Genomic DNA, 13,738 nt, shown 5'->3' on the forward strand with positions numbered 1-13,738 from the left:
ACCCCTTCCCCCCGCGGGCGCTCCCGCCGACGGCGGCCGGTGCCCACGACCGACTGTCGTCCCGGGCCCCATTCTGGCACCGGTCGCGGCACCCTCCCCGGTACCCGGAGCCGATCGCGACCCAGGACCAGGGTCCTGGGTCGCGGCGCGCCCCGGCCCCCGCTCCCGGACACCGTCTCGTCCTGCGCTCGGACGATTCCGCCGCGTTCCGCTGATGAGCTGGAGATCAGCCGGGAGACCCCGGCGAATCACCCACCTTCGGAGGACGACACGTGATCCGCGCCCTGACCGGGTTCTCCACCCGCAACCCGTGGAAGGTCATCGCCGCCTGGGCGGTGCTGGGCCTCCTCCTGACCGTACTCGGCCAAGCCCTCCTCTACCGCGTGACCGAGCCCCAGAGCGGAGAGTTCCTGCCCGCGCAGTACGACTCGGCCGCCGCCCTGCGGATCGCCGAGGAGGAGTTCGGGGCGAAGCCCGACGGCAACGCGGTGACGGTGCTCGTCGGCCGGGCCGACGGCAAGCCCCTCTCCGCGGCGGACGAGCGGCGCGTCGGCGCCGTCGCACGGGACCTGGGCAGCCGGCGCGTCGAGATGCCCGCGCCGAAGGAGGACGACCCGCCCGCACTGCTGAGCAAGGACCACTCCCAGACTCCCGGCGTCGTTCCCGCCATGACGGCGCCGGACCGGAGCTTCGAGCTGCTGTCCGTCAGGCTGACCGGCAACTCCATGGATCCCGGCCTCCAGAGCGTGTACCGCGTCTTCCGCGACCAGGCGGAGGCGGCGTTCGAGGAGGCCGGGATGCGCACCGGCTTCACCGGCGGCCTGGCCGACCTCACGGACACCGCGGACGCTGAGAAGACCACCCAGACCGCCGTCGGCCTCGCCATGACCGGCCTGATCGTACTGATCAACATCCTGGTCTTCCGCAGCATCCTGGCGGCCTTCGTACCGCTGGTGGCGGTGGCCGTCATCGGCGGCGCGGCGGCGGGTGTCGTGGTCGGCGGCGCGGAGATCAGCGGCATCAGGCTGGACCCCTCCACGCCGAGCCTCATCGGCGTCGTGCTGGTCGGCATCGGCGTCGACTACTTCCTCTTCCTCCTCTTCCGGTTCCGCGAACAGCTGCGCTCCCGGCCGGAACAGCCCGCCCGCGAGGCGGCGGCCGAGGTCAGCGCCCGCATCGGCACGGCCATCACGTCGGCCGCCCTGACCATCGTGGCCGCCTTCGCCACCCTCGCCATCGCGACCTTCGGACAGTTCCGCGTCCTCGGGCCGGCCGTCGCCGTGTCGGTCCTCGTCATGCTCCTGGCCAGTCTCACGCTGATGCCGGCGCTGCTCGCGGCCTGCGGACGCGCGATGTTCTGGCCGTCCCGCGCCCTGAAGCGGCAGCCCTCCGAAGGTGCGGCCGGCCGCTTCGGAACCCTGGTCGCCCGCCGCCCGGTGAGCCTCGTCCTCGCCTGCGTCGCCCTGCTGGCCGCACTCTCCGCCGGACTCGTCGGCATCCGGATGGACTTCGGACAGAGCGGCGGCGATCTCGACACGCCGGCCACCGCCACCGCCGCGGAGATCTCCCGCGCCCTTCCCGCCGGGGTGTCCGACCCGGCCACCGTCTACGTCACCGCGCGGGACGGCCGCACTCTGACGGCCGACGCCATCGAGGCGCTCCCTCGCGCCCTGGGCGCGCTCGACGGCGTCGGCAGGGTCGGCGCGACGACCCTCAACGAGGACCGCACGGCCGCGCGGTTCGACCTGTACCTCACTCACGGACCCCAGACCCGGCAAGCCCGCGATCTCGTCTCCGGACCCGTCCGCGACACGATCGCCCGCGTCGCCCCCGCGGGAACCGACGCCCATGTAGGCGGCACGGCCGCGATCTTCGCCGACATCTCCACCGCCGTCGACCACGACCTGCGCATCGTCTTCCCGGTCGCGGCGGTGCTGATCGCCCTCATCCTGCTCGTCCTGCTGCGCAGCCTGCTCGCCCCCGCGATCCTCATGATCGCCGTCGGCCTCGGGTTCGCGGCCACGCTGGGCGCCTCCGCCCTGTTCTTCCAGCACCTGCTCGACGAGCCGGGCGTCAACTTCACGCTCCCGCTGGTGCTGTTCCTCTTCGTCGTCGCTCTCGGCACCGACTACAACATCCTGATCAGCGACCGCATACGCGAGGAGATGGAGCGCCCCGGACCGGCCCGCGCGGCCGTCGCCCGGGCCGTACGGCACACCGCGCCCGCGATCGCCACGGCGGGTGTCGTCCTGGCGGCCTCCTTCGGAAGCCTCGCCGTCAACACGAATCCCTCCACCCAGCAGATCGGCTTCGCGACGGCGCTCGGCATCATGCTCTCCGCGTTCGTCCTGTCCATCGTGCTGGTGCCCGCGCTGGCGGCGCTCCTCGGCCGGAGCACGTGGTGGCCGGTCCGCCCCGGCGGCACGCGGGACCGTGACCAGGCCGGCCCGCCGGCTTCCCGCCCGCGAGAGGAGCACCTCCCCGTGGGCTGAATCGTGTTGCCGAGAGTCCCGCCCGCCCTTCGGGCGGGACTCTCGGCCCCGGCGGCGGTCGGGGCCGGAGGTCCAGGAACGCGGAACATGGAGTTCCCGGTCGATCGCCGCTTGCCTCGTGGGGTCCAGGCAAGGCCACTCGGCGATGGTCCAGCAGTCCTTGCGTGGTAGGTCCGACGGCAGGCCGAGTACCGACTGCCCGGCCAGGCTCCGGGTTCGGCCCGCCTGAATCGCCCGCATCCGGCCCTAGGCCCTCGAACGCCTCCTGCCGGTGGGCAGGGTCTAGGCTGTGACCTCCGGCCACCGCGAGGTCTTCCGTCTTCGCGCACCGCTGATCAACGGTGGCCGCACCCGTCTCCACAGCGCGTCGGGTCGCGCAGCGTCTGTCCGCCGTCCCGAGTACCGGAGGGCTTGTGCAACGAGGCGAAGTCTGGTGGGTCCGGTTCGACGAGCGGAGGCTGGTCGTACTGCTGTCAGGAGACGACGCGTCCGGGATCCGGGTGATGCAGATCGTCGCTCCGGCGGGCGTCGACATCAGCGGCCTGGGCGTCGAGGTGATGGTGGGCGCCGGTGAAGGAGTGCCGTTCGAAGGCGTGCTGCGGCTCGCGCTCCCGCGTCCAGGCTTCACCCCTTGCACGTGGCTGACCACCGTGTCCCGGGACGACCTGATAGAGCGGGCGGCCGTCCTGTCCTCGGCGAAGCTCAGCGAGATCGACGACGCCCTCCGACTCGCTGGACACGTGCAGGAGCAGACCCCGGCCACGACCGCGAAGCTCAGCGAGATGAGGGACGCCCTCCGTCTCGGTGAACTCGGGTAGAGGGAGAAGGAGCCGACGGCGTCGGCGGTCCCGGCCGGATGGCCGAGGCTGTACGACTGTCGCCTCGGCTCCCTCACCACCCAGATCACGATCCACGGCTGCAGCACCACGCCGTGTGCCGAAAGTGGATCTTGAGCGTCGAATGATCACGGTTCATGGGGCGGGGAGATCTCACGGACGAAGAGTGGGCGGTGCTGGGCACCGTCCTCGTGGCCGCGATCAAGGAGTGGCTGTGATCAGCGCGTGTCCCTAAAGCTCATGGTCCTGGGCCAGCTCGTCCCAGCGAATGCTGCGAAGAGCGGGATCAGCATCCTGGCCCGACGGAATCTCCGGGGTGGCCTGGAACCAGGCCACGATGAGAGCAGAGCGGTGCAGCACTGCGTCGAGTTCGGGATCGACCGCTGTCGAGCCGAAGACACCGATGCAAGCCACGGAGGGCAGCACCTCCACGGGGCCGAAGGCGCCGGCGGTCTGATCCGGGTACGCGCGGGAGGGCGGAACGAGATGAACCGGCGCGAAGGAGAACGCATGCTCGGCCTGTCGCAGGAGGCCGCTGACCGCCATGTCGTTGATGCGCTGGCACGGATAGCCCTCCAACACCCCCCCGTAGGTCGTAGACATCCGCAGCTCGGTGAGTGCGATCGAGCGACCGGACGAGAGAGCTATGTGGCTCAGCGACATGCCGACACCCTATGCGCATGATCCGCTTCCGCTGCCCGCCCTGGGTGTAGTGATCACGACCAGTAAGCCGAGGGAGGCCACCACGCCGATACCCACGAGAAGAACCGGCAAGGCGAAGACCGTGTTCCCGGCGATCTCGAGCGGCGAGTGGCACGGCGTCCAGTCCTACGAAGCGGCCGTCGCCCTCGCATCACCCCTGACGGGGGCGTGACATCCGACGACAGGACCCATGCCCCCTGGACAGGCCCGCGGGACCTGCGGGACCCTCGGGTCCGGCCGATCGGGGGTATCCGCTCAGCCTTGCGGCGCTGCCGGTGCCTCCTTCGATTCGACGCGTCCTAACCGCCCCCGGGCCGGTCGTCAGTGCCTCGCACGCGGCCTGCCAGGCACTGCCGCCGGGGTGGAGCCGGGTATGGAGACAGGCCGCGGTGAGCCGGGCGAGGGCGGCGACACGTTCGGGGTTCTCGTCGGTGGTCTCGGCGGCGTCGTACCCGGCGATCCCGCCGAGCCCGTGCTCAGCGTCGAACAGGGTGAGCAGGGCCTTCGGCCCAGGAGCCAGGGTGTAGGGGTCCGCGTGCCAGTCCGGGCCCATGTCCGTGAGATGCCGGGAGTCCGGCACCCAGCAGAAGGGCGGCGGTGAAGCCGCCGAGCGAGTGTCCGGCGAGGGCGACCTTGCCGGGATCGACGCGTCCGGCCAGTTGCGGCACCGCGTTCTCGGTCACGTCGAGCCGGTCGAGGACGTGGGTCATGTCCTCGGCGCGGGAGCGCCAGAAGTCGGGCGCGCCAGGTGCGTCGGCGACGAGGTGTCTCAGTGCCCTGGAGGTGAGGTGCGTGGGCTGGACGACGACGAACCCATGGGCCGCCCAGAAGTGGGCGAGTGGAGCGTGGCCGTTGAGGGAGGAGAGGTTGTTCGAGGGGCCGTGGCCATGGGAGAGGAGGATGACCGGGAGGCCGGTTCCCGTCGCGGGTGCGCAGACGCGTACCCGGAGGTCCACGGGCCGTCCGGGTACGGACAGGACGACGGGGCCGAAGGACAGGACCGGGACGGGCGCGCCCAGGGCGTCGGTGCTGGTGGAGGTGGTCACGGTGGCGGGGCCTGTCGGTGACGCCTACCGCCTGCCGGTCTCCTTGGTGCCGGAGCGGACACGGCGGCCAGGAGCGGCCCGCCGGCGGCTCAGCTGAAGCGGAACGCTGCTCCATTTAGTATTCGGAGCGCTGCTCCGTCCTCGTTCACCGCCGTGTACCAGCACCAGATCGAGGCATGCGCCGAAGCCGGCCCGAACCTGCTGGAAAGCGCCGACTCCCCGCTCGACGCACTGCGCCAGTGGATCGACCTCTTCGTGGACTTCCTCGTGACCAAGCACGGACTCGCCGACGCCCTGCAGTCCGACAGCGACCGCTTCGCCGATCTCCACGCCTACTTCCTCGACCGCCTTGCTGCCGGTCTGCGCCGCGCAGTTCGACGCCGCGGTCGAAGACGGCAGCATCAGGTCCCGCATCGAGCCGTACGAGCTGATGCGCGGCATCGGCAACCTCTGCATCGGTCGGGACGACGACCCTCGTCGCCTCATCGCCCTCACGTGCGCCGCGGACGCCGCCACATGGCTCTCCCGGCCGACGGGTCCACCGCCGCGCTGTACCCGCCGCGACTTAACGATCAGCGACTCAGGACGTTTGGAAACGTCCACAGGGTGAAGACGATCGTTAACAAGGACTTTATCCACCGAGGTAGGAGGCACATCATGGGCATTCTGGCCTGGATTCTCATAGGTCTGATCGCGGGTCTCATCGCCAAGGCGCTCATGCCGGGCAAGGACCCCGGCGGCATCATCATCACCATGCTCATCGGCATCGCCGGCGGCCTGCTCGGCGGCTGGCTCGGCAAGGTGATCTTCGGTGTCGACTCGATCGACGGCTTCTTCGACATCTCCACCTGGGTGGCCGCCATCATCGGTTCCGTCATCCTCCTCGCCGTCTACCGCCTCGTCACGGGCAACAAGCGGCACCACCGACACGCCTGACCCGCGCAGTCCGCTCACAGACGGAAACGGCTCCCCCTCCTTGAGGGCGGAGCCGTTCCGCTGTTGTGCCACAGGCTGTGAAGTCGCCGCATTCCGCCCGTCGTCCCCGCGATCTCCACCGGCCTCGACGGTGCGCGCTCAGCCGTCGCGCGCACTCCCTCTGATGCGCGGTGCGACGGGCGAGGTGCTCGCCGAAGATCCGGCTCGCGGCCTTCATCAGCGACTCCGCACCCCTGATGCCGCCGCCCGGGAGCCGGCAGGCGGCGGTATGGCCCTGAGCCGGCCGCACGACGCTGCACGCCGGTGCGGCTGGGGGGCCGCATAGTCCGGACGACGGGGCCACGCGTGTCCCCGGCGGCCGGCGGAACACCGTGACGAGCCCTCGGCCCGCGCGTGCACGGCAGCACGATCGAGCCGCACTCTCGGCCCGTACGCTCAGACCGTGCGTATCGAGCCGAAATTGACCACCCGGTCCGCTTCCTCCAGCACCTGTGCGGCCACCCGCTTGACCTCCGCGGGCACGTCCCCGCGCTCCCGGACGAGTGTCGCGTAGATCGGAGCGTCGCCTGTCGGCCGGCCCGTATGGTCGTACTGGTTCACTGCGTGGTCCTCCCTGTGGCGGAATCGGCTAGCGAGTCTACGGGTCCCGGACGCGCCTGGGCCGTGCGGGTTGGTCGTACGGAACCCACCTCCGCTGCCGGGCAGGCCGGCGCCGGCACCGGACCAGGGTGCCCTGCATGCCGACCCGCGCGCGTACAGCCGACGCGAGGTTTCTCAGCTGTAGTAGTCGATCTTCTCGTCGAGGACCTGCATGGCCCGGCGCAACGCTGCCACCCGCTCCTCCAGGCCGGCACGCCGCTCGCGGAGGAAGGCCACCCGGTCCTGCGGAGGGTGGTCGGCGCGCAGAATGGCGACGAAATCCCGCAGGTCCGCGATGCCCAGGCCGGCCTCGCGGAAGCACGTGACCAGGCCGATCCAGAAGACGTCGTCCTCGGTGTACTCCCTGCGCCCGCCGGCGGAGCGCCGTATCGGGCCGATGAGCCCCTCGCGTTCGTAATAGCGCAGCGTGTCGATGGAGACACCGGTGCGGTCGGCGGCCGCCGCCGGAGTGAGGCTGGTCATCATGCTCCTTCGCGTCACCGCCTACCGCGCTTCGGCGAAGCGCGCCATGTGCTCGTCACCGAGCCGCACACGCCGTGCGGCGAGTGCCTCCTCGATCTGCTCCACCCGGCTCACTCCGACGATGGGATCGATCCCCTGCCGCATCAGCCACGCGAGGACGACCTGATTCCTCGTGGCCGCGACCTCGCCGGCGACCTCGTCCAGGACCGAGAGCACCTGGGTGGTCCCCGGGTGATCATAGGACCGTGGAAGCGGCTTGTCCGCGCGCACGTACGAACCCCACATCAGCGAGCTGTACGACCACACGGCCAGCCCCTCCGACCGCGCGAGGTCCAAGTCCTCGGCGGTGAGCATGCGGTGGCCGGCCTCCGCGAGGGGGGTGTCCGGGCGCGTCTGGACGAGGGAGTGGCGCAGCTGCAGAGCCGTCCACGGTTCCACGCGCCGCTCCCTGGCGAGCGACCGGGCGCGCTCGACGCGCCAGGCGGCATGGTTCGCGGCCCCGACCCGCAGGGCCACTCCCTGCGAGACCAGCTCGCCGAAGGCTCCGACCGTTTCCTCCAGCGGCACCGTGCGGTCCTCGGCGTGCGCCCAGAGCAGGTCGATGTGATCCACGCCAAGGCGGTCCAGACTCTCCTTCACACCGGCCTGGATGGCGTGGGCGGAAAGCCCCTCGGCGCTGGCCGGCCAGGAGTGGGGGATGAGCGGGTTCTGCCGGACCTTCGTCGCGATCCGGACCGCGTCGCGTGCGCCCGGGCGTGCCTGGAGCCATGCCCCGATGACGCGCTCGCTGGCGCCGCCGACGCCACTGGGGTCGGCCCAGAAGGAGTAGCAATTGGCGGTGTCGAGCCACACTCCGCCGGCGGCGACGAAGGAGTCAAGGATCGCGAAGGACGCGTCGCGGTCGACGTGGGTGCCGAAGCCCATCGTCCCGAGGACGATCTGAGGGTCAGTGATGTTCATGCCGCTCATGTTCGGACCTGGAGCGCGCTCCAGATCAAGAGAGTGCGGCGAAAGATGCGCCTCCGGCTGAGAACCGGCGAACGGCGATCGGTTCCCCCGTACTGCCGTGACCGTGGACGCGAGACGTTCCGGGACGCCCGCGGGCTCGCTGCGCTCTGCTCTCAAGGGCTCTCACCGTAGGACCGCCGTCACGGGCGAGCGCGAGGCTAGTACCAGAAGGCTTTGACGACGGCGCGGTGTGCGTGGGCCGCGTGGCCGTAGAAGTCCCGAAGGCCGGTGTGGTGGGCGAGGTAGTTCTGCTTGGCCGCACCTTCCGGATCCTTCCACTGAGCGTACGGCGCACTGAGCCTGCTCCCCTCCACCTGCCAGAGAGCTTCGAAGGAGGCCCCCGCGAGCAGCTCCGCGACCGCGGTGACCTGGGCAGGAGAGAGGATGACGAACGGCGGTTGGTGGTCGGTGCGGGCGGGAACGATCCTGCCTCCGTAGATCGGCAGATCCCATGACGAAGCCTCGCCGCCGCGCGTGGGACCCGCCAGGTAGGAGTCGTTGAGGGGGCCGAAGTCCTTGGCGATGGATCCCGCGATGCCTGCCGCGTATTCGGTTTCGTGGTTGTGCCAGGCCGCGCTCATGAACTCCTCCAGCGAGGCGTGGTCGTCTCGGACCTCATCTTCCGCCACAGCTCGAAGGTGAAGATGAAAGCTCATGTTCCGGTCTCCTCGTGACTGCCTGGCTCGATCTTGCATGACGGTCTGTCGGTGTTGTCGGCGACGGGCCGATTCGCCGTCGCGGCGTGGCCGCAGGTACGCAGGTGCTCGGCTGTCGCGTCGAGGAGCACCGGGTCGTCCGCCTCCCGGATCGAGGCCCACTCGGCAGAACGGGACGCCGGCACCGGTGAAGGGTGGGGATGTGGCGGGCCCCGACGTCGTGGTCCCAGCCGCGGAGACGGCTGCGGGGGTGCTCGGCGCTGCGGGACGGGGAACGCCGCTAGGCGATGCCGCCGTTGCTCATGAGTAGTTGGCCATTGATCCATCCGCCCTCCCCGGAGCACAGGAAGTCCACGAGGTGCGCGGTGTCCTGCGGAGTGCCCAGGCGGCCGAGTGGGGTCTGGCGGAGGCAGTGCTGCCGTACGTCCTCGGACATCCAGCCCGTGTCGATCGGGCCGGGATTGACGGCGTTCGCTGTCACGCCCAGGTGGGCCAGTTCGCGCGCGGCGGCCAGGGTGATGCGGTCCAGCGCCCCCTTACTCGCGCCGTAGGGCAGGTTGCCCACGGTGTGATCGCTGGTGAGGCTGATGATCCGACCGGTTCCCGGATCCGCGGCGAGGCGGCGTCCGAACTCGCGGATGAGCAGCCAGGGCGCGCGGGCGTTGACGGCGAAGTGCCGGTCGAAACTCTCGACGGAGGTGTCGAACAGTCCGGAGTCGACGGACTCGCAATGGCACATCACCAGAGCGGTGACGCTTCCCAGTCGCTGTTCGACCTCGTCGAAGACGCGTCCCGGGGTGTCCGGGTCGGTGAGGTCCGCCTCGATGGCCGCGGTGGACGCACCGCGGTCGGACAGGGATCGGCTGATCGCCTCGGTCGCGCCGGGCTCCCTGCCCCACGTCATGCGGTCGTCGTAGGGCGCCCAGTGGGTGAAGGCGATGTCCCAGCCCGAGGCCGCCAGTCGGCGGGCGATACCGGCGCCGATGCCGACGCTCCTGCCCACACCGGTGACCAGGGCGATCGGGCGGGCGCCGGGGGAAGGCCGGCCAGGGGAGGGGTGCTTCCGATCGCTGCTCGTCACGGTCCGGAATCGTTCACGACCGGCGCCGGAGCGTCAATCGCTTTTCCCGGGCGCCGGGGAGACGTGCGCCCGGATCGGTACGGGCGCGGTCCCACTGCCGCACCCCCGTGCCGCGAACGGCCCGGGGAGCGAGCAACTCGGCCCCGACTACGGGCCGGTGAGCGCGCGGCGGCAGCGGAGGCGCCCGCGGTGTCTCAGGAGGTGGCCGGGAGGGGGGCGTCGAACGGGTCGTGATGGATGCGATCCGGCGACGTGCCGTGGTGGGTGAGCGACTGCCGGGCCGACGCGACCATGGCGGCCGGGCCACTGAGGAAGACGTCGTGCTGGTACCAGGGTCCGTACTCGGCCAGCACGTCCGGCAGGGACCCCCGGATCCCGGGGACGTACTCGTCGGACACCGCTCCCCTGACGGTCAGCCAGTGATGCCGCTGAGCCATGCGCAGCATGTCGTCCACTCCGTACAGCTCGGCACCGGTGCGGGCCCCGAGGAAGAGGTTCACCTGGTGCCGGCCGCCGCGCCGAGCGACCTCCTCGAGGAGCGCGCGGATCGGGGCGAGGCCCGTACCGCCGGCCACGAAGAGCAGGTCGCTGTGAACGGCGGCGTCCAGCACCATCTCGCCCATCGGCGCGCCGAGGTGGACCACGTCACCCACCGCGGCACGGTGCACCAGTGCGTTGCTGACCGAGCCACCCGGCACCGCACGGATGTGGAAGGTGAGGGTGCCGTCCTCGCGTGACGCGTTGGCGGGGGAGTAGGGGCGCCACTGCCTGGGATGCCAGGGCGTCTCGATGCTCGCGTACTGACCGGCGGCGTGCTCGTACGGTGCGTGGGGCTGAAGAGTGACCTCGGCGATGCCGGGTCCACGGGGAGCGCGGTGCACGATCGTGGCGGCCCAGACGGCTGGCCGTACCTCCGCGTCCTGCTCGGCGGCGCTGATCATGACGTCGGCGACCACTCCGTACGCCTTGGTCCACGCGGCGGCGATGTCGTCGGTCCAGGCGGGGCCGGCGTAGCGGGCCAGAGCAGCGAGAAGGCATTCGCCGACGGCGGGGAAGTGCGCCCGGAGGGTGCCGTACTTACGGTGGTCACGCCCGAGGTGTCCGCAGAAGCGGACCAGACTCTCCGGATGGTCGACCAGGTCGACGATGCGGAGCAGAGCACGCAAGAGGCGGTCGCGTTGGGCGTCCATCCCCTGCGGGAACATCGGCCGTACCTCGGGATGACGCGTGAAGAGGATCGCGTAGAAGTAGACCGTCATGTCCGCGGCGAGCGGCTCGACCACCGACACGGAGGCGCGTATGAGCGCCGTCTCGTGGGCGGACAGAGGCGCCTGGGTGACCTCTGACCCGGCAGTCCGCGCGGCGGGGGTGGTCGCCGAGTCGTCCTGGCAGGGGTCCGCGGGCATGGGGCCCGGGCGTCTGATCCGGAACCTCAAGGGGCCAGAGCTCCGGCGCCGGGTATGCCCGATGGCCGTGCCCGGGTGCGCCGTCGCATGGAGGACTTGACGGAACAGCGCCCGGGGCGGGAGCGGCGAGCGGCGACTTCACTGGCAGGCATAGGTCCTCGAGAGGGAAGCACGGAAGCGGATTAGTCGGCTCCGGACGCTACCCGATCGGGTGGGTGACTCAGAAGTAGCCAAAGGGCGTGACGGCCCGGCGGGCCGTCTGTCCGCGCTGCCTGTCCCGCCCGCGGTCGTGCGCGCGTCTGCCTGAGGTTGCGGGGGTGGTGCGGCGTTTGCCGGGGGCTGAGGGGGTGGTGCGGGCGTCTGCCGGACCTGGTGGGGGTAGGCCGCGCGTCTGTGGGGGGTTGCGGGGGTGCCACGCCTGCTCGCTCGGGCCGGAGCCGGTCGTGACTCCGGCTTCCGCGCTCCGGCCTCTGCGCTCCCGCTTTCGCGCTCCGGCCTCTGATCGCTCAGCGCCGCGCTGCTTCAGGCTCCCGGGCGGCAGGCGGCTCGCCGTCGGCGGAGTCCGGTTTCACTGGTGCGGTTCGGGGGGCTGCTTGTGGCGGTGGTAGTACCGGGCGACGCGAGCACGGTTGCCGCAGCGGTCGGGCGAGCACCAGCGCCGGCGAGGGTGGGCGGGGAGGAAGAGCATCACGCAGTCGTCGGCCTCGCACTGTCGGAGCTTCGCGATGTTCGGGTCGGCGAGCAGCTCGGCGGTGGCTTCGGCGAGTAGGGCGGCGAGTCGGAGGCCGAGCGGGCCGGTACGACGGTATGGCGCCGTCACCCTCTCACCATCCCAGACCGGTTCGCGTACGGCGGGCGCGGCCCGCTGCGCGTCGGTGAGGGCGCGCAGGTCGGCGGCAGAGGGTTCCTGCCCGTGGAGCACGGCCTGGACGGCGGCCTCGACGTGGGTCCGTACGGCCTGGACGGCGGCGAGGTCGGCCTCCGTAGGCGCGTCGCCACCCGTTTCCGGACCGAGCCGGGCCTCCTGAAGCGCGAGCCAGAGGGCCAGTCTGTGCGGCGTGTCGAGCAGGTCGGTGGGGCCGTGGGCGCTCATGGGGCGGGTGTTGACGAGGTCGAGGGCCAGTGGCTCGCCGGTCAGCGGTTCGCTCTCACGCATGCGCTAACGGTACACGGCCTGCTTGACGCATTAGAACCCCATCGGGCAGCCTCTAATGCATAAACCTTCCAAGGAGGCATGTGAAATGACGGGTTCTGCTGCCCTCTCGCGGGTGTCGGTTCCGGCCCGCGTCACCCACCGCTCCATCGAGGTCGACGGCGTCGAGGTCTTCTACAGGGAGTCACTGCCGGAACGTTCCGACGCTCCGCTTCTGCTGCTCCTGCACGGTTTCCCGTCCGCCTCGCACCAGTTCCGGCGCCTGATCGACAGCCTGGGCGCGCACTACCGGCTGATCGCCCCCGACTACCCCGGGTTCGGACACACGCGCACCCCTGAAGGCTTCACCTACTCCTTCGAGCGCCTGGCCGACATCGTCGAAGGCTTCACCGAGCGGCTCGGGCTGACCCGCTACGCGATGTACCTCTTCGACTTCGGCGCGCCGGTCGGCTTCCGCCTGGCACTGCGCCATCCCGAGCGGGTCACCGGCCTCGTGGTGCAGAACGGCAACGCCTACGCGGAGGGCCTGTCGGACGCCGCCCGCGACTTCACCGCGCTCACCCCGGACACCCCCGGCGCCGAGAGCAGGATCCTCGATCTGTTCACCCTGGCGGCCACCCGAGGACAGTACGAAGGCGGTACCGCCGACCCCACGCTGGTCGCACCGGAAGGATGGCTGCTCGACCAGTACTTCCTCGACCAGCGCGGCCGCAAGCAGGCCCAACTCGCCCTCGCCTACGACTACAAGAGCAACGTCGCCGCCTACCCCGACTGGCAGGCCTGGCTGCGCGAACACCGCCCGCCCACCCTCATCACCTGGGGTACCGGCGACCCCTTCTTCACCACACCCGGCGCCCGGGCCTACCTGCGCGACGTGCCCGACGCCGAACTCCACCTCTTCCCTACGGGCCACTTCGCCCTGGAAGACCACCTCCCCGACGTCGCCCCGCTCATCGCCGGCTTCCTCGACCGCGTGGGGGAGTGAAGGGCAAGACCGGAATCGCCGCTGCGCAAAGGGCCTCCGGAGGAGGGCAGGCGACGCCCGGTCGGTCTGCTGCGGCTGAACCGGCCGGCAGCCCCGGCACCGTGCCCCTCGGTCTTCGTCCGTGGGGACGGGTCGGTGCCCTTCGCGTGCTGTGGCTGATGGGAGCCTGGCCGTGATCCGGCTGCTCATCTCCGCCCGCCGAGGACGCCTCCGCGACGGTGAGGGTCGATACGGGGAGCCAGGTGCCGACGGCGGTAGCGCTAGAGCGTGTCTCTTTGGTCGATTGGTCAGTTGATCGGATGTGTCCGTTCGGTT

At 70.8% G+C, this 13,738-nt stretch carries 13 protein-coding genes and 2 pseudogenes; 6 read left to right on the forward strand and 9 right to left on the reverse strand.

The window, feature by feature from the left end; genetic code table 11:
• Positions 1-272 precede the first annotated feature (272 nt).
• Positions 273-2,492, forward strand: a complete 2,220-nt coding sequence (locus AB0K65_RS16990; protein ID WP_365717128.1) for an MMPL family transporter — start codon at positions 273-275, stop codon at positions 2,490-2,492.
• Positions 2,493-2,905: 413 nt separating this feature from the next.
• Positions 2,906-3,310 (forward strand): type II toxin-antitoxin system PemK/MazF family toxin, encoded by a 405-nt coding sequence (locus tag AB0K65_RS16995; protein WP_365717130.1) that lies wholly within the window; start codon positions 2,906-2,908, stop codon positions 3,308-3,310.
• A gap of 249 nt (positions 3,311-3,559) precedes the next feature.
• On the opposite strand, the gene AB0K65_RS17000 is transcribed toward AB0K65_RS16995, so the two are convergent.
• Positions 3,560-3,991 carry a hypothetical protein gene (locus AB0K65_RS17000; RefSeq protein ID WP_365717132.1) on the reverse strand — a complete coding sequence of 144 codons (432 nt, stop codon included), beginning with the start codon at positions 3,989-3,991 and terminating at the stop codon, positions 3,560-3,562.
• Between the two features lie 49 nt (positions 3,992-4,040).
• On the opposite strand from AB0K65_RS17000, the gene AB0K65_RS17005 reads away from it, so the two are divergent.
• A complete protein-coding gene (locus AB0K65_RS17005; RefSeq protein WP_365717134.1) occupies positions 4,041-4,202 on the forward strand; it encodes a hypothetical protein in 162 nt (53 codons plus the stop codon).
• A gap of 83 nt (positions 4,203-4,285) precedes the next feature.
• Here the strand turns inward: AB0K65_RS17005 and AB0K65_RS17010 are convergent.
• A pseudogene (locus AB0K65_RS17010) lies at positions 4,286-5,076 on the reverse strand (chlorophyllase).
• A gap of 150 nt (positions 5,077-5,226) precedes the next feature.
• Between AB0K65_RS17010 and AB0K65_RS17015 the strand changes: the two are divergent.
• Both AB0K65_RS17015 and AB0K65_RS17020 read left to right on the forward strand, forming a co-directional pair.
• Positions 5,227-5,569, forward strand: a pseudogene (locus tag AB0K65_RS17015) (TetR family transcriptional regulator); the annotation flags it as partial.
• Positions 5,570-5,733: 164 nt separating this feature from the next.
• The gene (locus tag AB0K65_RS17020) at positions 5,734-6,012 is read left to right on the forward strand and encodes a GlsB/YeaQ/YmgE family stress response membrane protein (protein WP_365717136.1); all 279 of its coding nucleotides are present in this window, start codon (positions 5,734-5,736) and stop codon (positions 6,010-6,012) included.
• 435 nt (positions 6,013-6,447) lie between these two features.
• Here the strand turns inward: AB0K65_RS17020 and AB0K65_RS17025 are convergent, their stop codons facing one another.
• From AB0K65_RS17025 to AB0K65_RS17055, 7 genes are all read right to left on the reverse strand, one after another.
• Complete coding sequence (locus AB0K65_RS17025) at positions 6,448-6,612, reverse strand: hypothetical protein (protein WP_365717138.1); 165 nt, start codon at positions 6,610-6,612, stop codon at positions 6,448-6,450.
• Between the two features lie 174 nt (positions 6,613-6,786).
• On the reverse strand, positions 6,787-7,137 hold the full coding sequence (locus tag AB0K65_RS17030) for a MerR family transcriptional regulator (protein ID WP_365717140.1): 351 nt from the start codon (positions 7,135-7,137) through the stop codon (positions 6,787-6,789).
• Between the two features lie 18 nt (positions 7,138-7,155).
• Positions 7,156-8,094, reverse strand: coding sequence for an aldo/keto reductase (locus AB0K65_RS17035; protein WP_365717142.1), 939 nt, complete (start codon positions 8,092-8,094; stop codon positions 7,156-7,158).
• A 206-nt stretch (positions 8,095-8,300) separates the two neighbouring features.
• Positions 8,301-8,771 carry a DUF1877 family protein gene (locus AB0K65_RS17040; protein ID WP_365717144.1) on the reverse strand — a complete coding sequence of 157 codons (471 nt, stop codon included), beginning with the start codon at positions 8,769-8,771 and terminating at the stop codon, positions 8,301-8,303.
• A 307-nt stretch (positions 8,772-9,078) separates the two neighbouring features.
• Positions 9,079-9,879 (reverse strand): SDR family oxidoreductase, encoded by an 801-nt coding sequence (locus tag AB0K65_RS17045; protein WP_365717146.1) that lies wholly within the window; start codon positions 9,877-9,879, stop codon positions 9,079-9,081.
• 194 nt (positions 9,880-10,073) lie between these two features.
• Entirely contained in the window at positions 10,074-11,285 is a 1,212-nt protein-coding gene (locus tag AB0K65_RS17050) for a globin domain-containing protein (protein ID WP_365717148.1), read from the reverse strand.
• Between the two features lie 568 nt (positions 11,286-11,853).
• Positions 11,854-12,441: a CGNR zinc finger domain-containing protein gene (locus AB0K65_RS17055; protein WP_365717150.1), complete on the reverse strand. Its 588-nt coding sequence runs from the start codon at positions 12,439-12,441 to the stop codon at positions 11,854-11,856.
• An 85-nt stretch (positions 12,442-12,526) separates the two neighbouring features.
• Here AB0K65_RS17055 and AB0K65_RS17060 point away from each other — a divergent pair, with 85 nt between their 5' ends.
• Positions 12,527-13,423: an alpha/beta hydrolase gene (locus AB0K65_RS17060; protein ID WP_365717152.1), complete on the forward strand. Its 897-nt coding sequence runs from the start codon at positions 12,527-12,529 to the stop codon at positions 13,421-13,423.
• Positions 13,424-13,738: the final 315 nt, after the last annotated feature.

The organism is Streptomyces sp. NPDC053755, from assembly GCF_040677675.1.
In the GTDB taxonomy this organism is placed as follows: domain Bacteria; phylum Actinomycetota; class Actinomycetes; order Streptomycetales; family Streptomycetaceae; genus Streptomyces.

Excerpts from the sequence above, each read along its gene's own strand:
- AB0K65_RS17030 (WP_365717140.1), bottom strand. The coding sequence starts at position 7,137 with ATGATGACCAGCCTCACTCCGGCGGCGGCCGCCGACCGCACCGGTGTC.
- AB0K65_RS17035 (WP_365717142.1), bottom strand. The coding sequence starts at position 8,094 with ATGAACATCACTGACCCTCAGATCGTCCTCGGGACGATGGGCTTCGGC.
- AB0K65_RS17000 (WP_365717132.1), bottom strand. The coding sequence starts at position 3,991 with ATGTCGCTGAGCCACATAGCTCTCTCGTCCGGTCGCTCGATCGCACTC.
- AB0K65_RS17060 (WP_365717152.1), top strand. The coding sequence starts at position 12,527 with ATGACGGGTTCTGCTGCCCTCTCGCGGGTGTCGGTTCCGGCCCGCGTC.
- AB0K65_RS17055 (WP_365717150.1), bottom strand. The coding sequence starts at position 12,441 with ATGCGTGAGAGCGAACCGCTGACCGGCGAGCCACTGGCCCTCGACCTC.
- AB0K65_RS17020 (WP_365717136.1), top strand. The coding sequence starts at position 5,734 with ATGGGCATTCTGGCCTGGATTCTCATAGGTCTGATCGCGGGTCTCATC.
- AB0K65_RS17050 (WP_365717148.1), bottom strand. The coding sequence starts at position 11,285 with ATGCCCGCGGACCCCTGCCAGGACGACTCGGCGACCACCCCCGCCGCG.